General features: G+C 60.1%; 19 protein-coding genes and 1 pseudogene. 7 read left to right on the top strand and 13 right to left on the bottom strand.

The window, feature by feature from the left end; genetic code table 11:
* Positions 1–75 precede the first annotated feature (75 nt).
* The gene (locus tag BFQ03_RS08135; protein WP_032861855.1) at positions 76–273 is read right to left on the bottom strand and encodes a YbdD/YjiX family protein; all 198 of its coding nucleotides are present in this window, start codon (positions 271–273) and stop codon (positions 76–78) included.
* Positions 274–288: 15 nt separating this feature from the next.
* A complete protein-coding gene (locus tag BFQ03_RS08130; protein ID WP_065942823.1) occupies positions 289–2,355 on the bottom strand; it encodes a carbon starvation CstA family protein in 2,067 nt (688 codons plus the stop codon).
* 174 nt (positions 2,356–2,529) lie between these two features.
* On the opposite strand from BFQ03_RS08130, the gene BFQ03_RS08125 reads away from it, so the two are divergent.
* Complete coding sequence (locus BFQ03_RS08125) at positions 2,530–2,898, top strand: PilZ domain-containing protein (RefSeq protein ID WP_032861853.1); 369 nt, start codon at positions 2,530–2,532, stop codon at positions 2,896–2,898.
* A gap of 67 nt (positions 2,899–2,965) precedes the next feature.
* On the opposite strand, the gene radA is transcribed toward BFQ03_RS08125, so the two are convergent.
* From radA to katB, 3 genes are all read right to left on the bottom strand, one after another.
* Positions 2,966–4,333, bottom strand: a complete 1,368-nt coding sequence (gene radA / locus BFQ03_RS08120) for a DNA repair protein RadA (RefSeq protein ID WP_032861851.1) — start codon at positions 4,331–4,333, stop codon at positions 2,966–2,968.
* A gap of 35 nt (positions 4,334–4,368) precedes the next feature.
* Complete coding sequence (locus tag BFQ03_RS08115) at positions 4,369–4,899, bottom strand: ankyrin repeat domain-containing protein (RefSeq protein WP_032861973.1); 531 nt, start codon at positions 4,897–4,899, stop codon at positions 4,369–4,371.
* Positions 4,900–5,033: 134 nt separating this feature from the next.
* Positions 5,034–6,575, bottom strand: a complete 1,542-nt coding sequence (katB, locus tag BFQ03_RS08110; protein ID WP_032861850.1) for a catalase KatB — start codon at positions 6,573–6,575, stop codon at positions 5,034–5,036.
* Between the two features lie 286 nt (positions 6,576–6,861).
* On the opposite strand from katB, the gene mscL reads away from it, so the two are divergent.
* Positions 6,862–7,278, top strand: a complete 417-nt coding sequence (gene mscL / locus BFQ03_RS08105; RefSeq protein ID WP_032861849.1) for a large-conductance mechanosensitive channel protein MscL — start codon at positions 6,862–6,864, stop codon at positions 7,276–7,278.
* 45 nt (positions 7,279–7,323) lie between these two features.
* On the opposite strand, the gene BFQ03_RS08100 is transcribed toward mscL, so the two are convergent.
* Positions 7,324–8,100, bottom strand: a complete 777-nt coding sequence (locus BFQ03_RS08100) for a ferredoxin--NADP reductase (RefSeq protein ID WP_032861847.1) — start codon at positions 8,098–8,100, stop codon at positions 7,324–7,326.
* A gap of 305 nt (positions 8,101–8,405) precedes the next feature.
* Here BFQ03_RS08100 and BFQ03_RS08095 point away from each other — a divergent pair, with 305 nt between their 5' ends.
* Both BFQ03_RS08095 and BFQ03_RS08090 read left to right on the top strand, forming a co-directional pair.
* Positions 8,406–9,116, top strand: coding sequence for a helix-turn-helix transcriptional regulator (locus BFQ03_RS08095; protein ID WP_032861846.1), 711 nt, complete (start codon positions 8,406–8,408; stop codon positions 9,114–9,116).
* 164 nt (positions 9,117–9,280) lie between these two features.
* Entirely contained in the window at positions 9,281–10,405 is a 1,125-nt protein-coding gene (locus BFQ03_RS08090; RefSeq protein ID WP_065942822.1) for a methyltransferase, read from the top strand.
* Between the two features lie 49 nt (positions 10,406–10,454).
* On the opposite strand, the gene BFQ03_RS08085 is transcribed toward BFQ03_RS08090, so the two are convergent.
* The 3 genes from BFQ03_RS08085 to BFQ03_RS08075 are packed head-to-tail and all read right to left on the bottom strand — an operon-like array spanning position 10,455 to position 13,085.
* Entirely contained in the window at positions 10,455–10,622 is a 168-nt protein-coding gene (locus tag BFQ03_RS08085; protein ID WP_065942821.1) for a DUF2474 domain-containing protein, read from the bottom strand.
* 12 nt (positions 10,623–10,634) lie between these two features.
* Positions 10,635–11,642 carry a cytochrome d ubiquinol oxidase subunit II gene (cydB, locus tag BFQ03_RS08080; protein WP_032861844.1) on the bottom strand — a complete coding sequence of 336 codons (1,008 nt, stop codon included), beginning with the start codon at positions 11,640–11,642 and terminating at the stop codon, positions 10,635–10,637.
* Between the two features lie 3 nt (positions 11,643–11,645).
* On the bottom strand, positions 11,646–13,085 hold the full coding sequence (locus tag BFQ03_RS08075; RefSeq protein WP_065942820.1) for a cytochrome ubiquinol oxidase subunit I: 1,440 nt from the start codon (positions 13,083–13,085) through the stop codon (positions 11,646–11,648).
* A gap of 344 nt (positions 13,086–13,429) precedes the next feature.
* On the opposite strand from BFQ03_RS08075, the gene BFQ03_RS08070 reads away from it, so the two are divergent.
* On the top strand, positions 13,430–14,662 hold the full coding sequence (locus BFQ03_RS08070) for an MFS transporter (RefSeq protein WP_065942819.1): 1,233 nt from the start codon (positions 13,430–13,432) through the stop codon (positions 14,660–14,662).
* Positions 14,663–14,683: 21 nt separating this feature from the next.
* Here BFQ03_RS08070 and BFQ03_RS08065 read toward each other — a convergent pair whose 3' ends face one another.
* On the bottom strand, positions 14,684–15,130 hold the full coding sequence (locus tag BFQ03_RS08065) for a DUF4879 domain-containing protein (RefSeq protein WP_032861841.1): 447 nt from the start codon (positions 15,128–15,130) through the stop codon (positions 14,684–14,686).
* A 211-nt stretch (positions 15,131–15,341) separates the two neighbouring features.
* Between BFQ03_RS08065 and BFQ03_RS08060 the strand changes: the two genes are divergently transcribed.
* Both BFQ03_RS08060 and trmA read left to right on the top strand, forming a co-directional pair.
* A complete protein-coding gene (locus BFQ03_RS08060) occupies positions 15,342–16,637 on the top strand; it encodes an NCS2 family permease (protein WP_032861840.1) in 1,296 nt (431 codons plus the stop codon).
* Entirely contained in the window at positions 16,634–17,713 is a 1,080-nt protein-coding gene (gene trmA / locus BFQ03_RS08055; protein ID WP_065942818.1) for a tRNA (uridine(54)-C5)-methyltransferase TrmA, read from the top strand. The genes BFQ03_RS08060 and trmA overlap by 4 nt, the downstream gene beginning before the upstream one ends.
* A gap of 164 nt (positions 17,714–17,877) precedes the next feature.
* On the opposite strand, the gene BFQ03_RS08050 is transcribed toward trmA, so the two are convergent.
* From BFQ03_RS08050 to BFQ03_RS08045, 3 genes and pseudogenes are all read right to left on the bottom strand, one after another.
* Positions 17,878–18,315: a DUF2442 domain-containing protein gene (locus BFQ03_RS08050; protein WP_065942817.1), complete on the bottom strand. Its 438-nt coding sequence runs from the start codon at positions 18,313–18,315 to the stop codon at positions 17,878–17,880.
* 63 nt (positions 18,316–18,378) lie between these two features.
* Positions 18,379–18,450: pseudogene (locus tag BFQ03_RS31055) on the bottom strand (DUF4160 domain-containing protein); the annotation flags it as partial.
* Positions 18,451–18,623: 173 nt separating this feature from the next.
* Positions 18,624–21,374, bottom strand: a complete 2,751-nt coding sequence (locus tag BFQ03_RS08045) for a TonB-dependent receptor (RefSeq protein WP_065942816.1) — start codon at positions 21,372–21,374, stop codon at positions 18,624–18,626.
* Positions 21,375–21,422: the final 48 nt, after the last annotated feature.

Genomic DNA, 21,422 nt, shown 5'->3' with positions numbered 1-21,422 from the left:
CTATCTGGATGCACGTGGTGTCCTTGGGTTTTTCGCGAGCAAGCTCGCTCCTACAGGTAAAGCGGTTTTACCAACTTAACAGCACTTGGGCCCGCCCTTGCCGCCGTAACGGGCTTCCTGGCGCTCCCGGAAGAACGCCTTGTAGTCCATCACCGGCTTGTCCGGGTGCTTGGTTTGCATATGCTCGACGTAGGTGTCGTAGTCGGGCATTCCGACCATCAGGCGCGCGGCCTGACCGAGGTATTTACCGAGGCGACCAATGTCATTGAACATGTTTGCAACCCTCTATTACGCGTCCGGCATGGCTTGGAATGGTGCTTCTTTATCCGTGCGTTCCTTGCTGCCCCAGGCGGCTACGCCGACCTTGATCGCATAGAACAGGATGCTGAAGACCACGAACAGGAACAGTACCGTCAGCGTCGCGTTGGTGTAGGCGTTCCAGATCACGTGCTGCATCTGGTCGATGTTCTTCGCCGGAGCGAGGATCTGCCCGTTGGCCAAGGCATCGCTGTACTTCTTGGCCAGCGACAGGAAGCCGATCGCGGGGTTAGCGTCGAACAGCTTGATGAAGCCTGCGGTGGTGGTGCAGATCAGCAGCCACACAGCCGGCAGCAGGGTGACCCAGATGTAGCGCTGGCGCTTCATTTTGATCAGTACAACGGTGGCGAGCATCAGTGCGATACCGGCCAGCATCTGGTTGGAGATGCCGAACAGCGGCCACAAGGTGTTGATGCCACCCAGCGGATCGATCACGCCCTGATACAACAGGTAACCCCACATTGCCACGCAGCCTGCAGTCGCGATCAGGTTGGCAGTCCAGGACTCGGTACGCTTGAGCGCCGGGACGAAGGAGCCGAGCAGATCCTGGAGCATGAAGCGACCGGCACGGGTACCGGCGTCGACTGCGGTCAGGATGAACAGTGCTTCGAACAGGATCGCAAAGTGGTACCAGAATGCCATGGTGTTTTCACCCGGCAGCACACTGTGCAGGATCTGTGCGATACCGACCGCCAGGGTCGGTGCACCACCGGCACGGGCCAGGATGGTGGTTTCACCGATATCGTTGGCCACCGCCTGGAGCGCTTCCGGAGTAATCGCAAAGCCCCAACTGCTGACGGTCTGCGCCACGGTCACCACGTCACTGCCAACCACGGCAGCCGGGCTGTTCATGGCGAAGTACACACCCGGCTCGATCACCGAGGCGGCAACCATGGCCATGATGGCCACGAAGGACTCCATCAACATGCCGCCGTAACCGATGTAACGGGCGTTGGTTTCGTTATCCAGCAGCTTGGGCGTGGTACCCGAGGAAATCAGCGCGTGGAAACCCGATACCGCGCCACAGGCAATGGTGATGAACAGGAACGGAAACAGGCCGCCCTTCCACACCGGGCCAGTGCCATCGATAAACTGGGTCAGCGCCGGCATTTTCAGGTCAGGCATGGTGACCAGGATGCCAATCGCCAGGGCGATGATGGTGCCGATTTTCAGGAAGGTAGACAGGTAGTCACGCGGAGCCAGGATCAGCCACACCGGCAATACCGCGGCCACGAACCCGTAGCCGACCAACATCCAGGTGATCTGGATCCCGGTGAAGGTGAAGGCCTTGGCCCATACCGGATCAGCGGCAATCTGCCCGCCCAGCCAGATCGAACCCAGCAGCAGCAACACGCCGATGATCGAGATTTCGCCGATGCGGCCCGGGCGGATATAGCGCATGTACACGCCCATGAACATCGCGATCGGGATGGTCGCCATCACCGTGAAGATGCCCCACGGGCTTTCGGCCAGGGCCTTGACCACGATCAGCGACAGCACCGCAAGGATGATGATCATGATCAGGAAGCAGCCAAACAGCGCGATGGTCCCGGGAATGCGGCCCATTTCTTCGCGGACCATGTCCCCCAGGGAGCGGCCGTTGCGACGGGTGGACAGGAACAGGACCATGAAGTCTTGCACTGCACCCGCCAGCACCACGCCAGCAATCAGCCACAGGGTACCTGGCAGGTAGCCCATCTGCGCCGCCAATACCGGGCCGACCAACGGCCCCGCGCCAGCGATGGCCGCGAAGTGGTGACCGAACAGAATATGTTTGTTGGTCGGCACATAGTCCAGACCGTCGTTGTTGAGCACTGCGGGGGTGGCCCGCCGTGGATCGAGTTGCATCACATTATTTGCGATGAACAGGCTGTAGTAACGATAAGCCACCAGATAAATGGCGACTGCCGCGACTACAATCCACAAGGCGTTGATCGCCTCGCCGCGACGCAAGGCCACTACGCCCAGGGCGCACGCTCCTACGATTGCCAGCAACAGCCAGGGTAGGTGGCGTAGCAGGCTATTATTATTTTTCATTTTTATATTCCAGCCAGGTTGGACAGAAAGACAGCCATCCGGAGTTTAGCGCGCTGGGCCCTAAAGACCAGCCCCCTACGTTGGTCTAGAGCCTTGCCGGGGTGAAAAAAAAGCGAAATAAACGCCCGATAATGGCGCAAGGCTACAATCCCTGTATCTACAGAGGGTTTCACCATGAGCGACCAGCCGTCAGATCGCCGCCGTTTTCGGCGGATTGCCTTCGATGCCAGGACTGAACTCAAGCAGAACGGCCAGCAATGGCCGGTGCAACTGGTGGATTTATCGCTCAAGGGGTTGTTGGTGCAAAAACCCGCGCCGTGGTTGGGCAAGGGTGACGAGCCGTTTGATGTGGACATCCATCTGGACGCCGAGACCGATGTGCAGATGCAAGTGCGGTTAACCCATGACGACAAGGGTCAGTTGGGGTTTGTCTGCGAGCATATCGACCTGGATTCGATCACCCATTTGCGCAGGCTGATCGAGCTGAATCTTGGCGATGAGGATGAACTGCATCGAGAGCTGGGGGAATTGCTGAACATCTGACTGACAACACAGGACAAAATATGGAAGGGGCCTGCTCCCTCCCACATTGGTTTTGTGGTGTTGTTGGTTATTCGAACAAGGCATCCAGTGCCTGTTCCAGGCGCGTGACCGCAATAATCTGCAGCCCCGGCGGCGACTCCTTCGGCGCATTGCCCTTGGGCACGATGGCGCGCTTGAAGCCATGCTTGGCCGCTTCCTTGAGGCGCTCCTGGCCGCTGGGCACCGGGCGCACCTCGCCCGACAGGCCGACCTCACCAAACACCAACAGGTCATGGGGCAGCGGCCGGTTACGCAGGCTGGACATCACCGCCGCCATCAATGCCAGGTCCGACGCGGTTTCCAGCACCTTGACCCCGCCCACCACGTTGAGGAACACGTCCTGGTCATGGGTCGGGATCCCACCGTGGCGATGCAGCACCGCCAGTAACATCGCCAGGCGGTTCTGATCCAGGCCCAGGGTCACGCGGCGCGGGTTGGCCAGGTGGCTGTCGTCCACCAGGGCCTGGACTTCCACCAGCATCGGCCGGGTACCTTCCCACGTTGCCATCACCACGCTGCCCGGTACTTCTTCCTGGGCACGGGTCAGAAAGATCGCCGACGGGTTGGAGACTTCTTTCAGCCCCCGATCCGTCATGGCGAATACACCCAACTCGTTGACCGCGCCGAAACGGTTTTTCACCGCCCGCAACAAGCGTAGGCGCCCATCGGACTCGCCTTCGAAATACAACACTGTATCAACCATGTGCTCCAGCACCCGAGGACCGGCCAACGCGCCTTCTTTTGTCACATGGCCCACCAGGAAAATCGCCGTGCCGCTCTGCTTGGCGTAGCGCACCAGCAACGCCGCACTTTCCCGCACCTGGGATACCCCACCCGGCGCCGATTGCAGTTGCTCGGTGAAGATCGTCTGGATCGAGTCGATCACCATCACCTTGGGCTTTTCCACACGGGCGGTGGCGATGATGCTTTCGATACAGGTTTCGGTCATGACCCGCAGTTGGTCCTGGGGCAGGCCCAGGCGCCGGGCGCGCATGGCCACCTGTTGCTGGGATTCTTCGCCAGTGACGTACAGGGCCGGCATGCGGCTGGCAATACTGCACAGGGTCTGCAGGAGGATGGTCGACTTACCGATACCCGGGTCACCGCCAATCAGCACCACCGAACCGTCCACCAGACCGCCACCGAGCACCCGGTCAAGTTCGCCGGACGCCGTGGAAAAACGCGGTATCTCTTCGACACTGACCTCGGCCAGGGTCTTGATCTGGGCTTGTTGCCCGGTCCAGCCTGCGCGACCGCTAGGCGCCGCCGCACCGCCGCTTTCAATCATGGTTTCCGTGAGGGTGTTCCACGCACCGCACTCGCCACACTGGCCCGCCCACTTGGGAAAGGTCGCGCCGCACTCCGTGCAGCCGTACATGCGCTTGGCCTTTGCCACCTGAGAACCTCCAACCGAAAAACCGCGATGATAGCTCAGCGTGGCGCCGGGGTCCGGATTTCCCCGTTGACCAATCGTGAAGCACTGTTTCCCACCGGGTCTTCGGCGTTCAGGTCGGCGCCCTTGGCCTTGAGTGCATCCAGTAATTCGACGCGCTGGAACAGCCCGGCGAACATCGCCGCCGTCTGCCCGGCGCCATTACGCTGGTCGGGATTGCAGTCGGCACCCAGCAAACGCTGAGCGATTTTCAACTCGCCCTTGAAAATGGCGCCCATCAACGCGGTATTGCCGCGCTTGTCCTGGACACAGGCATCGGCACCGGCAGCCAGCAACCGCTCCACGGCCGGCCCCTGCCCGTGATAGGCGGCGAGAATCAGCGCCGTGTAGCCCTTGTCATCAACGGTACTCAGGGAATAGCCGGCCTCGATAAAGGTATTGAGCATTTCCACGTCGCCACGCCGGGCGGCATCGAAGTAGTAGTCCTGCAACTGCGCCTTGAGGGCCTGTGGGTCAGCGAACACACTCAAGGACCAACAGGCCAAAAGCGCTCCTATAAAGCTACGCATCATCAAATTCCTCCATGGCCCCCTGTAGGAGCGAGCTTGCTCGCGAAAAACGCAAGGGCACCGCGTTAATCCTGAATCTACGCGGTGCCTTTGAGAGCTTCGCGAGCAAGCTCGCGCCTACACAGAGGAGTTAATCAGTCGTTCAGCTTTTCAGCCAGTGCCTTGACCCGCGCCAGATCGCCCTTGGCGACCTTGGCCACGCCAGTGCCGTATTCCGGGTCGGCCTTGTAGAGGAACGACAGGATGATGTGCTTGCTCTCGTCATCCGTAGTCGCCAGGGAGCCACCGAAGTTATCGATCAAGTCCTGGCGTTCCTTCTGGCTGTAGGAGCGGTACAAGTCGCCCGCCTGCTTGAAGTTCTGCTCACGCTGGATCTTCGCCTGCTGGGTGCTGCCGGCCAGGGGCATCTGGCTGTAACGCGCACTTTGCAACTCTTCGCGTGGTACCAGGCGACTTGGCTGGTAGTTCACGCCGCTGGTGGTCTTGCCGAAGTTCATGGCGCCATCCTGATTGCCGTTGTTGACGGTAATCCGTGGGGCGTTGATCGGCAGTTGCAGGGCGTTGGCTCCCAGGCGATACATTTGCGTATCGGCGTAGGAGAACACCCGACCTTGCAACATCCGGTCTTCCGACGGTTCGATGCCCGGAACGAGGTTCGCCGGGGCCATGGCCACTTGCTCGGTTTCCTGGAAAACGTTGGCCGGGTTACGGTTCAGCACCATTTGCCCGACTTTGCGCTCGGGCACATCGGGCCAGATCTTGGTGGCATCCAAGGGGTCGAAATCAAACTTGGCCAGTTCTTCGGGCTTGAGGACCTGCACATACAAATCCCACTTGGGGAAGTCGCCCTTGTTGATATGGGTGACCAAGTCGTTAGTCATATGGCTGTAATCACGACCCTGGACGTCGACAACTTGTTTGGGGTCCAGGTTCTTGATGCCCTGCAGGCTCTTCCAGTGAAACTTGACGTAGTGCACTTGCCCCTTGGCATTGATCAACTTGTAGGCATGTACACCATTACCGTCCATTTCCCGGTAACTGGCCGGCGTGCCGGAGTCCGAATACAACTCGGTCAATGTGCGGGTGGCTTCTGGAACATGGGAGAAGAAGTCGAAGCGGCGGGAGTCGTCATCCAGGTTAGTGCGCGGGTCAGGTTTGAAGGCGTGCACCATATCCGGGAACTTGATCGCATCGCGAATAAAAAAGGTGGGGAAATTATTGCCCACCAAGTCCCAGTTACCTTCGGCGGTATAGAACTTGGTGGCGAAACCGCGAGGGTCGCGCAGGGTTTCCGGGGAATGGTTGCCATGGACGACGGCAGAGAAGCGTACGAACACCGGTGTGGCCTCGCCTGCGGCAAATACCTTGGCTTTGGTCAGGTCGCTGAGGTTGTCGGTGACCGTGAAGGTGCCATGGGCCCCGGTACCACGGGCATGTACCACACGCTCGGGGATACGTTCACGATCAAAGCGCTGCAGTTTCTGGATCAACTGCACATCTTGCAGTAATACCGGGCCGGTCGCGCCAGCCGTTTGCGAGTTCTGATTATCGCCAACCGCCGCACCATTATCGCGCGTCAAGTTAGCGGCCTGTACAGACACCGAAAGCAGACTGGCACTGGCAATTATCAATACAGTTCGCGCAGCAATAGACCTGCGACTAATAAGGTTTTTCATCAGGCGTTCCTCTGGTTGTTTTATTGCACTCGAACAGGTGCTTGCCAGAGGCTAGAGCCCTGAACGCCAGAAGATAAATAGAAAACCCTGACCTACCCGATTGAAAAAATAATCTGGTAAAGCCCTGAAATCACGGGTAATCCGCGCGCGAATGATGGCACTTTGCAAACTATTTGCGATTTAATATGTCGATAACAACGAACAGTGTTAACAGTTGTGTCGCGCAAGCCACTGCAGACTGACTTACACTGCACTCTCCCCTCTCAACTGTAACAAGGAATAACCTATGGGCGTGCTCAGTGAGTTCAAGGCCTTCGCGGTCAAAGGTAATGTGGTCGACATGGCGGTCGGTATTATCATCGGCGCCGCCTTCGGCAAAATTGTTTCATCCTTTGTGGGCGACGTAGTGATGCCACCCATCGGCGTGTTGATCGGCGGTGTGAACTTCGGGGACCTGGCGGTAACGCTCAAGGCCGCTCAGGGCGATATCCCTGCAGTAGTCCTGGCCTACGGCAAATTCATCCAGAGCATCATCGACTTCGTGATCATTGCGTTCGCAATCTTCATGGGCGTCAAGGCCATCAACCGCCTCAAGCGCGAAGAAGCCGTGGCACCAACCCTGCCACCGGTGCCCACCAAGGAAGAGGAACTGCTGGGGGAGATCCGCGATCTGCTCAAGGCCCAGAACAACAAGCCCTTGTAACCGACTCGCAACATGAAAAGGCGCCTCTGACCAGGCGCCTTTTTTCTACCAGTAGTTTTCTACGGCGACTTGCCCCGGTCTGCGGGCCAGGCTCAATTGCATATCCCGTTGTTTAAGCAACTGGCGGGTGTCATCGATCATCTGCGGGTTGCCGCAAATCATCACCCGTGAATGCTCCGGCGTCAGGTCCACGCCCGCCGCCCGCTCCAGTTCGCCATTTTCGATCAGGGTGGTAATACGCCCATTCAATGCGCCCGGGTGCTGCTCACGCGTCACGATGGGCAGGTAAGTGAGTTTATGGGCGTATTCGCTCAGGTATTCACGCTCACCCAATTGCGCGATCAGTGTCTGGTAGGCCAGTTCCCGGGCTTCCCTGGCGCTGTAGACCAGGATGATCCGCTCGAATTTCTCCCAGACTTCAAAGTCCTGCAGGATCGACAGAAATGGCGCAATGCCCGTGCCGGTGCCCAGCAGCCATAGGTCGCGACCATCGACAAAGCGATTCAAGGTCAAAAAACCGGTGGCCTGGCGCTCCACCAGCAACTCATCGCCAACGCGCAGGCGGCTCAGTTCACTGGTGAACTCGCCGCCAGGCACCACGATGGAGAAAAACTCCAGGAACTCATCAAAGGGCGATGACACCACCGAATAAGCACGCCACACCAGGCTCCCATCGGGCTTGGTCACGCCCAGGCGAACAAACTGCCCGGCGGTGAACCGAAAACCCGGATCGCGGGTGGTACGCAGGGTGAACAGGCTGGGGGTCAATGACTGCACATCAATCAGGGTCTGGCGGGTGAATTTTTCAGCACTGGCCGTCATGGGGGGCTCCGGTCTACAGGTAATCCCTAGTGTCGCCCAAAGTGTCGCCCGGAAACACCGCCGGTTTGTAGTGGCATCCAGCCAGGCTGACAGACCATGTTGTACGGACCTACGACTCATACGATCTGGCGAAGTCCCACACACAGGCCTCCTGGCGTCTGTACCCCTGTCAAAACTGCTAAAAACCGCCGCGATAAGTGCGAAATATCCCACCTAGCGTTTAGATGCTGTCCTACACTCGACCCGGTGACGCTATAGGAAGTGCGTCATGTACAAACCAATATGTACCTCATGGAGAGTTACCGATGGTCCACTGGCGCAACACACGTCTCCCTAAACTGGAAGGTGAGGATGAAGTGACCACAATGTTCGAAGCGGCCCTGAACATCACGTATGAGCTAGGCTTCGAATACTGCGGTTTTACCATGGGCTCCAATGCCCTCTATCGCCCGCCCCAGAACATCAACCTCAACAACTATCCGGATGAATGGAACACCCTCTACAAAACACAACACTACTTCGAACTGGACCCGCTGGTCAGCCACTGCAAACACAATGTGCTACCGATCGTCTGGGAGGAAAAAACCTTTTCCGCAGTCCCTGACATGTGGGCACATGCCCAAACCCACGGTCTGAGTCATGGCTGGGCACAGTCGGTGCATGACTTCCACGGTTTTTTCAGCATGATCTGCCTGGCGCGGCGCAATGGCCTGGTGCAAGCCCATGAACTCTACGAGAAAACCGGCCAGGTACTGTGGATATGTCATGCCTTGCATACCGTAGCGGTACAGAAATATGCCAAGGCGCCTGATTTCCAGTGTCCCAGCAAACTCAGCAGTCGCGAGACCGAGATCCTGCAATGGTCGGCACTGGGCAAAACGGCGGCCGATATCGCCACGATCCTGTGCCTGTCAGAACGCACCGTGGGGTTTCATATCAGTAGCGCGATGAGAAAGCTGGGGGTCAACAATAAGATTGCCGCCGTGATGAGCGCCGTGAAACATGGCCTCTTTTAAAGGCTGCGGGTTAAAACACCGAATGTAATCCTCTGGAAAAAAACGTAACATTTACGGCCAGTTCTGAGTGATGACGCAGCCCTTCAACACCCACGTCGCAGTCCACTCAGGAGGTTCCTCGCCCAGCCGGGAACACCCGTCGATCATCCAGAGTTCCCCCCGCCATGCCCCTGCTCGAAAGCCCCTTCGCCCAACTCGACTTGATCCGCCAGCCCGAGCAGCAAAATGAACCGCTGCAGGCGTTCGATGCGGCCGACGAGTATTTGCTCGCCCACCTGGCCGAGCAGCAACCGGCCAGCAGCACCCGCGTGCTGGTGCTCAATGACAGCTTTGGCGCACTGGCGGCCAGTCTTGAGGGGCATGTGCATGTCACCACCTGCGGCGATTCGTTCCTCGGCACCCAGGCCCTGCAAAAAAACCTGGTGCGCAATCACAAGACCTTCGATGCCGTCACCGTGGTTCCCGCCAGCCAGATCCCCCACGGGCCATTCGACCGTGTGCTGATCCGGGTGCCGAAAACCCTGGCGCTGCTGGAAGAGCAACTGATCCGTCTGCAAGGCCAATTGGCACCCGGCGCCGAAGTGATCGCGGGCGCAATGGTCAAGCACCTGCCCCGCGCCGCCGGTGAACTGCTGGAGCGTTACATCGGGCCGATGCACGCGTCGCTGGCGGTAAAAAAGGCCCGGCTGCTGATCGCCACCCAGGCTGATCGACCGCAGGCCGTGTCGCCCTACCCCACGCGCTATCGCCTGGACGTACCGGCCATCGAATTGCTTAACCACGCCAACGTGTTCTGCCGCGAAGGCCTGGACATCGGCACCCGCGCCTTCCTCCCCCACCTGCCGCAAAACCTGGGCAGTGCCCGCGTGGCAGACCTGGGTTGCGGCAATGGCGTACTGGCGATTGCCAGCGCCCTGCAAAACCCCGAAGCGCAATACACCCTGGTGGACGAGTCCTATATGGCCGTGCAATCAGCGGCCGAAAACTGGCAGGCGGCACTGGGCGAGCGGTCAGTGACTATTCGCCCCGGCGACGGCCTGGCAGACCAGGAGCCGCAATCTTTGGACGTGGTGTTGTGCAACCCACCGTTCCACCAACAGCAGGTGGTGGGCGATTTCCTCGCCTGGCGCATGTTCCAGCAGGCCCGCGAAGCGCTGGTGGTCGGCGGCGCCTTGTACATCGTCGGCAACCGCCACCTGGGTTATCACAGCAAGCTGGCGCGCCTGTTCCGTGGGGTGGAGCAGGTGGCGGCGACGCCAAAGTTCGTGATCCTCAAGGCCCGTAAATAAGCCACGCAAAAAAAACCCTCCGCAAGGAGGGTCAAGACAGCGTGGGATGTCAGTGAGTGCTCAAGCCAGCGGCGTTCATGAACATGCGCATCAGGCTGGCCACCACGAACAGGGCCAGGACGCTGCCGGTCCAGATCATCGCCAACCAGCCCAGGCGCTGCCAGAGCGGCTTTTTCTCGGCCTGTTCGATGTCGTCCAGTGAAGGTTTACCGCTCATGGTGCACGCCTCCTAGTGATAGCCGTCTTCGTGGGTCACCTTGCCGCGGAACACGTAATAGCTCCAGAAGGTGTAGCCCAGGATGAATGGGATGATGAACAGCGTGCCTACCAGCATGAAGCCCTGGCTTTGCGGCGGCGCGGCAGCGTCCCAGATCGAGATCGACGGCGGGATGATGTTCGGCCACAAGCTGATGCCCAGGCCGCTGTAGCCCAGGAAGATCAACACCAGTGTCAACAGGAACGGCGCGTAATGAGCATTGCGGGCCACGGCACGCACCAGGGCGTACATGGTCACCAGGACCAGGATCGGCACCGGCAGGAACCAGAACAGGTTCGGCAGGGTGAACCAGCGCGAAGCGATGTCCGGGTGAGCCAGGGGCGTCCAGATACTGACGATGCCAATCACCGCCAACACCACGAACGCCAGCGGTCGTGCCAGGTTGTGCATCTGCTCCTGCAACTTGCCTTCAGTCTTCATGATCAGCCAGGTGCAGCCCAGCAGCGCATAGGCCACGATCAAGGCCACACCGCAAAACAAAGCAAACGGCGAGAACCAGTCCAATGAACCACCGGCGAACTGGCGGTCGACCACCGGAATGCCCTCGATGAATGCCCCCAGCGCCACGCCCTGGAAGAAGGTGGCGGCCAGCGAGCCGCCGATAAACGCCTTGTCCCACAGGTGGCGCTTGTCATCCTTGGCCTTGAAGCGGAACTCAAAGGCCACGCCGCGGAAGATCAGGCCGATCAGCATCAGGATCAACGGCAGGTACAGCGCCGAGAGCACCACCGAATAGGCCAGCGGGAACGCGCCGAACAACGCCGCGCCCCCCAGTACCAGCCAGGTTTCGTTGCCGTCCCAGACCGGGGCGACGGTGTTCATCATCACGTCGCGGTCAGTCTTGCCCGGGATAAAGGGGAAGAGAATGCCAATCCCCAGGTCAAAGCCATCCATGACCACGTACATCATGATGCCGAAGATGATGATCACGGCCCAGATCAGCGGAAGATCAATACCCATGACTCAATTCCCCTTGTTCAGAGTGTCGCCGTGATCGGCGTCGCCGCTGTCATCGGCCGCCGACAATGGACGCGCCGGGGTGCGTTGCTGCCCGGGGCCACCGTGGGCCGGCTCGGTGCTTTCGTGGGTCACCGGACCTTTGCGCACCAGACGCATCATGTAGCCCAGGCCGGCGCCAAACAGGGCGAAGTACACCACCACAAACAGCGCCAGGGTGATGCTCATCTGCACCACGCTGTGGTTGGAGGAGGCGTCCGCCGTGCGCATCAAGCCGTAGACCACCCAGGGCTGGCGCCCAATTTCGGTGGTGAACCAGCCGGCCAGGATCGCAATCAACCCCGACGGGCCCATCCATAGCACCAGGTACAGGAAGGGTTTGTTGCTATAGAGCTTGCCGCCCTTGCGCAGCCAGAGGCTGAACAGGCCGGTGAAGATCATCAACATGCCCAGGCCGACCATGATCCGGAACGACCAGAACACGATGGTCGAGTTGGCGCGATCCTCGGGCGGGAACTCCTTGAGGGCCGGCACTTGCTTGTCCAGGGAGTGGGTGAGAATCAGGCTGCCCAGGTAGGGGATTTCCACCTTGTACTTGGTCCGCTCCTCCTTCATGTCCGGCCAGCCGAACAGGATCAGCGGGGTCGGCTCATTGCCGATGTTTTCCCAGTGGCCTTCGATGGCGGCGATTTTCGCCGGTTGGTGCTTCAGCGTATTGAGGCCGTGGAAGTCACCGATGACCGCCTGGATTGGTGCGACGATCAACGCCATCCACATTGCCATCGACAGCATGGTGCGGATCGCCGGGTTGTCCTTGCCCCGCAGCAAGTGCCAGGCCGCCGAGGAGCCGACGAAGAACGCGGTAGCGACAAACGCCGCCGTGGCCATGTGTGCCAGGCGATAGGGGAACGAGGGGTTGAAGATCACCGCCAGCCAATCGGTAGGGATCACCCGGCCATCGATAATTTCAAAACCTTGCGGGGTCTGCATCCAGCTGTTGGAGGCAAGGATCCAGAACGTCGAGATCAACGTACCGACGGCCACCATCACCGTGGCAAAGAAGTGCAGCTTGCGCCCGACCTTGTTCCAGCCAAACAGCATCACCCCAAGAAAGCCCGCTTCAAGGAAGAACGCGGTGAGCACTTCATAGGTCAGCAAGGGCCCCGTGACGGAACCGGCGAAGTCCGAGAAGCGGCTCCAGTTGGTGCCGAACTGATAGGCCATGACCAGGCCCGAGACCACGCCCATGCCGAAGTTGACGGCAAAGATCTTCGACCAGAAGTGGTAGAGGTCACGGTAGGTATCGTTGTGGGTCTTGAGCCACAGGCCCTCCAGCACCGCGAGGTAACTGGCCAGGCCAATGGTGATGGCCGGGAACAGGATATGGAACGAGATGGTGAACGCGAATTGAATTCGGGCGAGATCTAGCGCCTCCAAACCGAACATAAGTCTTCCTCTGTCAGGTAATACCGGCTGCAAGCAGGGAGGCCTGCACCCACTGCCCCCACGGATATGGAGTGTGGCGAATTGCAATTCGTTCTTTTTTTACCAACCACGTAGGGATTCTGGCCTTGCGGCCGCCAGCACAACACTCAAGTCAGCATTGATCTGGATCAAGCAACGATGAAAGAGTAGTCCCATTTTCCAGGTTGGACTGTGTGGTCTTTTGCCGCGTGACAGGTTGACTCAGCAAAATAGATGCCTTGCTAAGGATATTTCCGAAGCAGCAACTATTTGTTACAGGTTGGTGCTAATCTCGCCTTTCCCCACGCTCAGTCCAGTCCCTGCCGATGCCCAGTGAAACCCCGCTGCTGTTACGTCATCACCGCCCTTTTATAGCGTTCTGGCTGGCCCGGATTTTTACCGCCAGTGGCTTCCAGATGCTCACCGTGGCCATCGGCTGGAACCTCTATCAACTGACTGGCAACGTGCTGGACCTGGGGTTGGTAGGCCTGGTGGAGTTTGTACCGCGGGTGCTGTTCATGCTGCACACCGGGCATGTCGCCGACCGTTACGAACGACGCAAGGTCGCCGCCATTTGCCAGACGTTGCAGGCGATGATCGCCCTGGCGCTGGTGATTGGCAGCCTGACGGGCAATGTCACCCGCGAGATGATTTTTATCCTGGCGTTCCTGCTCGGCGCTGCCCGCTCCTTCGAAATGCCCACCACCCAGGCCCTGCTGCCGAGCATCGTGCCCAGTGCCCTGTTCCCACGGGCGGTGGCAGCGGCGCAGTCGGCCCAGCAATCGGCAACCATCGTCGCGCCGGCCCTGGGCGGTTTGCTTTATGCCTTCGGTAGCGCCTGGGTGTATGGCCCGACGGTGCTGCTGTACCTGATTGCTTGTGTGCTGACCCTCAACCTGCCGGCGCGGCAAACCCCGCTGAACAAAGGCAAGGCAACGCTGGACTCGTTGCTGGCGGGGATTCGCTTTATCCGCAGCCGGCCGGACATCCTCGGGGCGATCTCCCTGGACCTGTTCGCCGTGCTGCTGGGCGGCGCCACCGCGTTGCTGCCGGTGTTTGCCAAGGACATCCTGTTGACCGGCCCATGGGGCCTGGGGCTGCTGCGTTCGGCGCCAGCGGTGGGCGCGCTGCTGATGTCGTTGTGGCTGGCGCGGTTTGCCGTGGACCGGCACGTGGGCCGTGTGATGTTTACCGCCGTCGGCGTGTTTGGCGTGGCGACCATTGCCTTCGGCCTGTCCACCTCGTTCTGGTTCTCCCTGGCGGTGCTGGTGGTGCTGGGGGCAGCAGACATGATCAGCATGGTGATCCGTGCCTCATTCGTGCAACTGGAAACCCCCGATGAAATGCGCGGGCGGGTCAGTGCGGTCAATGGCTTGTTTATCGGGGCGTCCAATCAGTTGGGCGAGTTCGAGTCCGGCGTTACCGCCCACTGGTTGGGCACGGTGCCCGCCGTGGTGCTGGGCGGGGTCGGCACGCTGGTGGTGACCGGGGTGTGGATCAAACTGTTCCCGACGCTGGCCAAGCGGGACCGCATGCATACGCCGGCCGAGGCGCCCTGACCCTGTAATTACATGGGGCCATTACTGGATGCGTAGCTGAGTCTTCAAGGTGTTGCGCGGCACATTGATGGACGTGTTGCTGTACTCGAACCAGCCCGCTGCGCGGATATCCACGTCAAAGACATAGACGTAGCCCATCAACGTACCAGCGCCATTGCACGCCTGGCTGCTGGAGCCGACTTGGCAGATAGCCGTACTGCGCCCCGCAAGCCGCGCCCCATCAAAGGTGGCGATGGAATTATTGCCAAGGCCCACTTCCATCACCGAGACCTGCGTCGGCCCACGGTGCTGGCACTGCCGGGTGCTGTCGGCGCCCTCGGCGATGGACTCGTTGCACGCCTGGGACTGCACCTGGAACACCCGCACCTCGCTCAAGGCCGGTGCAGGCGCGCCCCATGCCGGTGCCGCCGCCAGCCACAGGCCGATACAGGCGAACGGAGCTAGACTGCACGCGATGGCTTTTTTCATGCTTTGGATGACTCAGGACTGAACGTCGACGGAGTATGCCTCAAGGCCACACTCAACAAAACCGAGGCTGGGCGCCACAGGCCGTCGACCTGCTGGTATGATGCGCCGCTTTTTCCGATCCTCTCTAGAAAACACGCGGCGCTTGGCGCAGTTTGTGCTTTGACTTTGAGGTCAACAAATCACGGCGCCAAGCGCGCCACAGGGAGCAGGCATGCTGGAAAAGCTGTTTCAACTCAAGGCACACAACACCAACGTGCGTACCGAGATTCTCGCCGGTATCACAACGTTCCTGGCCATGGCCTACATTCTGTTCGTCAACCCGAGCATCCTCGGCGAGACCGGCATGGACAAGGGCGCGCTGTTTGTCGCCACTTGCCTGGCGGCGGCCATCGGTTCGACGATCATGGGCCTGATCGCCAACTACCCGATCGCCCTGGCACCGGGCATGGGCCTGAACGCCTTCTTTACCTACACCGTGGTCCTGCACCTGGGCCATACCTGGCAAGTGGCGCTCGGTGCGGTATTTATCTCCGCCGTGCTGTTTTTCCTGCTGTCGATCTTCCGCATCCGCGAATGGATCATCAATGCGATCCCGCTGCCCCTGCGCTCGGCGATTGCCGCCGGTATCGGCCTGTTCCTGGCGCTGATCGCCCTGCATAACGCCGGGATCGTGGTCAGCAACCCGGCGACCATGCTGGGCATGGGCGACCTGGCCAAACCTGCACCGATCCTGGCGACCCTGGGCTTTTTCCTGATCGTGGCCCTGGAAGCCCTGAAAGTGCGCGGCGCGGTGCTGATCGGCATCCTCGCGGTGACCATCGCAGCCATCGCGCTCGGCGTGACCCCATTCGGCGGCGTGGTATCGATGCCACCGTCCCTGGCCCCGACCTTCCTGCAGCTGGACATCGCCGGCGCCCTGGACGTGGGCTTGATCAGCGTGATCTTCGCCTTCCTGTTCGTTGACCTGTTCGACAACTCCGGCACCCTGATCGGCGTCGCCAAGCGCGCCGGCCTGATGGGCAAGGACGGCCACATGCCGAAAATGGGCCGCGCCCTGATCGCCGACAGCACCGCCGCCATGGCCGGTTCACTGCTGGGCACCTCGACCACCACCAGCTACATCGAGTCTGCTGCTGGCGTGAGTGCCGGCGGCCGCACCGGCCTGACCGCCATCGTGGTGGCGATCTTGTTCCTGCTGGCGCTGTTCTTCTCGCCGCTGGCGGCCAGCGTCCCGGCGTTTGCCACCGCTCCCGCGCTGCTGTTTGTCGCGGTGCTGATGACCTCGGGCCTGGCGGAAATCGACTGGGACGACATTACTGTTGCCGCGCCGGTGGTGATCACCGCCCTGGCGATGCCCTTCACTTACTCCATCGCCAACGGCATCGCCTTCGGCTTCATCGCCTGGACCGGTATCAAGCTGCTTACGGGCCGCTACCGTGAACTCAACCCAGCGCTGGTGATTCTGTCGATCCTGTTCGTGATCAAGCTAGGCTGGTTCCCCGCATGACTTTTGATGCAGCAAGTTACGCCCTGCAACTGCAAGACAAGGTCACGCGTTTGCGTGACCTGCTCGCGCCGTTCGACGCGCCCGAGCCGCAGGTCTTCGATTCGCCCCTGCAGAACTTCCGCCTGCGCGCCGAGTTCCGCCTGTGGCGCGAAGGTGGCCAGCGCCACTACGCGATGTTCTCCCAGGACGACAAGCGCACGCCGATCCTGATCGAAGAATTCCCCATCGCCAGCCTGCGCATCAATCAGTTGATGCCGCAACTCAAGGCTGCCTGGCAAGCCAGCGCCGCCCTGAGCCACAAGCTGTTCCAGGTGGAGTTCCTCACCACCCTGGCCGGCGACGCGATGATCACGTTGTGCTATCACCGCCCGCTGGACGAACACTGGCACACCGCTGCCAACCAGCTGGCTGCCGACCTGAACGTCAGCATCATCGGCCGCTCCAAGGGCAAGCGTGATGTGATCGGCCACGACTACGTGATCGAGAAACTCGCTGTCGGCGGTCGCACCTTCAGCTATCGCCAACCCGAAGGCGCCTTCACCCAGCCCAACGGCACGGTGAACCAGAAGATGCTCAACTGGGCCTATGACGCCCTGGGCGATCGCAGTGATGACCTGCTGGAGTTGTATTGCGGCAATGGCAACTTCACCCTGCCCCTGGCGACCCGCGTGCGCAAGGTGCTGGCCACCGAGATCAGCAAGACGTCGGTCAATGCTGCCCTGAGCAACCTCGATGAAAACGCGGTGGATAACGTCACCCTGGTGCGCCTGTCCGCCGAAGAACTGACCGAAGCCCTGAACGAAGTGCGGCCGTTCCGACGCCTGCACGGCATCGACCTCAAGAGCTACGAGTTCGGTAGCGTATTCGTCGACCCACCTCGCGCGGGCATGGACCCGGACACCTGCGAGTTGACCCGGCGCTTCGAGAACATCCTGTACATCTCCTGCAACCCGGAAACGCTGGCGGCCAACATCGCGCAACTGCATGACACGCACCGCATCACCCGTTGTGCCATGTTCGACCAATTCCCGTGGACCCACCATATGGAGTCGGGCGTCCTGCTGACCCGGCGCTAACCCGTCAGGGCACAGCAGATCCAGAAATGTGGGAGTTTTCGAGCCCCGGCGAGGCTGCGATGGCGGTGGGTCAGTTGCCAAGTAGTTGGCTGACCCACCGCATTCGCGAGCAAGCCCGCTCCCACATAAGCCCGTACACATTGGATTGGCGGGTATTCCCCGACTTATTCTTCCTTACGCGGCCGACCACCCTTCTTACCATTGGCACGGGCGGCTTCGGACTTGGCAGCACTGGTTTTACGACCATTGCGCGATGCCACCATGCTCGCGGCCAGATCCATCAAGGGCTGGCTCGTGGCAATCAGGCCGCTGATGGAAACATGCAGGTCTCGGCCCTCACAGCACAGCGCCTTGCCACCAAACCCGACCTCAAGCTTCTGGAAGTCCTGTACAGAAAAACCTTCGAACTCCGCAAAGCCGGCCACCGGCAACACAATGCGGCTGCCGTCGCCGAAGCCGATGGAGATGCAGTCATCTTCGTAGCGCACGGAACTGGCATTGGCGTACACCCGCTTGAGCTTGCGCCCACGGGTCACGGCCTTATCAATATCGGTCTCAGTGATAGGTGCATCGGGTCGGACTTTGGCTTTTACAATTTTCATAACTCAATCTCCACGGAACCTGGCGCCCTCACCAGATTCAAAATGGTTCGCCGCTCCACAACGTACGTGCGGCGGGCAATGCTCATCCCGGAGCAACACTGCAATCACATGTCCCTTGTAAGTGCCTACTCTCATCGTAACCCATCCGTTAGGTTATTTTTCAGCGATCAGCGCTTTATCGAGCACCAACCGACAACCGGCGCCTTCTAATTGCCAGGGCTGCCTCACAGACTAGTAACGATTGGTACGGCTTCAAATGCCGGGTTGTAACCGCGAATGCCCAGGACCTACGGGCTCAAACACCTTGATCAAAACTTGTATTCCAGCATCCCGCTCAACGTGCGACCGCGCGCCAGGCTGAGGTTGTTGGCGTCGCCCATGGCAACGAAATAGGCTTCGTCAGTGGCGTTTTCCAGGGCTATGCCAAGGTTCAAATGGTCAGTCATCCAGTAACTGGCATACAGGTCATAGAGGGTGTATTGCGGCCACAGTGCCTGGTCGATGAACTCGTAGCCCTGCTGGTTGAGGTTGGCGCCGTTGCCCGAGCTGTAGCGCACTCGCACCCCGGTATCCAGGCGCTTTTCCAGGAACCGCGCGCCCAGGGTCAACGAGCCGCGATCTGCTGGCATATAAGTAGCGTTGCCCATGATCCGGCCGCAGCTTTCCTTATTGTTGGCAACATCGTCATCTAGCACTTCATAGGTCGTGACCGGCCGGATGCCCGGGCGGCCATCCGGGCGAATGTAGGATTCGATACGTGTGGTCCGGGGCCCGCTGGTCTTGGCGCCGCCCATGTAATAGTTCTTCGAGCAGAAGTCGTTACTGCCGATCATGTGGGTGTAGCTCAAGTTGGCGTAGGCCCGGCCCATGTCGTAGTTGAGCTGGTATTCCATGCCGCGAAAGCGCGTCGGCGCCGTGTTGTTGACGTAGGCCATGGTCCCCAGGAAACCGCCAATGCTGGTTTCCGGCAAGCTGACGCTGTGGTTGAGGAATGAGAAGTTTTCGATCTTGGTATCGAAGTAGGCGACCTTCATGCCCAGGCGGTCGTCGTTGAAAAACAACCCTTCCTTGAACACGTTGACGCCCATTTCCCAATCCCGCGACTCTTCAGCCTTCAGATAAGGGTTGGGAAACACCCGCTCTGACGAGTTGCCGCCATGGGGCCGACCGGTCATGAAAGTCTCCGTGACTGCCGGCGGGCGCCAGCCCTTGCCCCAGCGCGCATAGAGTTGCATCCACTCAAGCCCCGGCTTGATACCGATGCCAAAGGTGGGCGAGAAGTGCCCTTCTTCATTGTCGATATCAAACACCTCGGCCACCCGCTTGGCGCCCACCAGGCTGTTGTAGAAACGGTCACGCTTGTAGAGGGTCATCCCGGTTTGACCCTCAAGCCGATAGCGGTCGTACCGCAGGCCGGCATCCAGGGTCAGCCAGTTGTCGTACTCGTATTGCAGATTGCTGAACAGGCTGGCGATGGTGCGCTTGCCGCCCGGGGTGGCGCCTTCGACATACGGCAGCAAGCCCTGGAGGTTGACCGCCTCGACCTTGTTGGTACGCGGTTTGAATTCGTCCTGGTACATCTCCAGGCCGTAGTTCCATTTGACCTGTCCCAGCGTATTGAAATCGAAGCGCGAGGTGTTGTCGGCCTGCAAGCCCCAGGTGTCGGTCTGGAAGTGGTCGGTGTAGCCGCCGACCTCGTTGCCCGTGCCCGGCGTCGCCAGGTTCGGCGCATGGGTCCGCTCCAATTGAGTCGTGACGTAATACGCCTTGGCCTTGAAGTCGATCAGTGGGTTGTCCGGGATGTAGCTGTAGTCCAACGCGACGTTCTTGGCGTTGAGGTTGTTCTTGCTCACGCGCTGGTAGTAAACGCTTTGCCCATCGTCGGCGGTATAGGCCCAGGCGTCGTTGCTGTCGCTGTCGGTTTGCAGGTAGCTCAGTTGCACGCGCTGATCGTTGGGCAGGTTCAAGCCCAGCTTGACGATCTGTGAACGGGTCACGCTGCCCATATCGCCGACTTCGCTGTTCAACCAATCGTCAAACGCTTCGGGTTGGTATTTGCGCGCGCGCAGGTTGGTGCCCAGTTTCTGGTCGTTGTTGGTACCGGCGCGGTAATCGCCAAAGTGCCGCTCGCTGTAGCCCAGCAGCACATCGCCACGCTCATCGCCAAAGGCAAACACCCCGCTGCCGTTAAAGTTAGTACCATTGCCCAGTTTGCCGATGCCGTTACCCGCGCGCAGACGCCCGCCGTACTCCTTGCCATCGGCCAAAAACTCACTGGCGTCCAGGGTCTTGAAGGACGCAATCCCGCCGAGCACCGCCGCGCCGCCCATGCCCGACTGGCTGCCCTTGTCGATCTCGATACTGGAGACAAATTCGGGGTCGATCACCATCGTCCCGTTGCGCTGCTGGTGGCCGTTGACGTTGAAGTTCTGGCGCATGCCATCGATGTTCATATTCACCCGGCCGTAGTCCTGCACCCCACGGATATTCACCGACAGGCCAGGGTCACGCTGGTTGACGGCGGTGTAGACACCAGCAGTTTCTTCGAGCATATCGGCGGCATGCCGGGGTGGGCGCTTGTCGATCTGCTCGCGGGTGATCACCGCCACCGAGCGCGGCGTTTCGTACACCCAGTCACTGGGCTTGCCGTTGGTATTGGCGTTGATGGTGGTGGTGCCGACAGTCAACGCGCTGTCCTGTTCGACACTGACGCGATTGAGGGTGACCTGGCGTTCGCCGGTAAAGCGATACTCCACCGGTGCGCTGCCCAACAAACGCCCCAGGCCTTCCTGGGCGCTGTACTGGCCCTTGAGCGCGGTGCTGCTGAGGCCTTGCAGGCGCGGGCTGTCGAACAGCACCTGCAGGCCGGCCTGGTCGGCAAAGGCCAGGACTGCGCCGCCCAGAGGTTGGGCGGGAATATCGAACATCAGCGTCGCAGGTTGCGAAGCGCCAGCCACAGGAGCGGCGGCGTAGGCTTGCCCTGCGCTGGCAAACAGACCCAAGTGAATGGCCAGGGCCAACCGGCTGCCGGTGGTGCGCCCTTTGGTGATTGCAGACATTGTGGTGATCCCTTCGCTGAGCGTTTTTTGTTTATGCGAATACTTCTC

Source organism: Pseudomonas sp. 25 R 14 (assembly GCF_900004755.1).
GTDB lineage: Bacteria > Pseudomonadota > Gammaproteobacteria > Pseudomonadales > Pseudomonadaceae > Aquipseudomonas > Aquipseudomonas brenneri.
The sequence above is the reverse complement of the archived record's forward strand: the minus strand, read 5'-3'. Positions and strand labels throughout refer to the sequence as shown.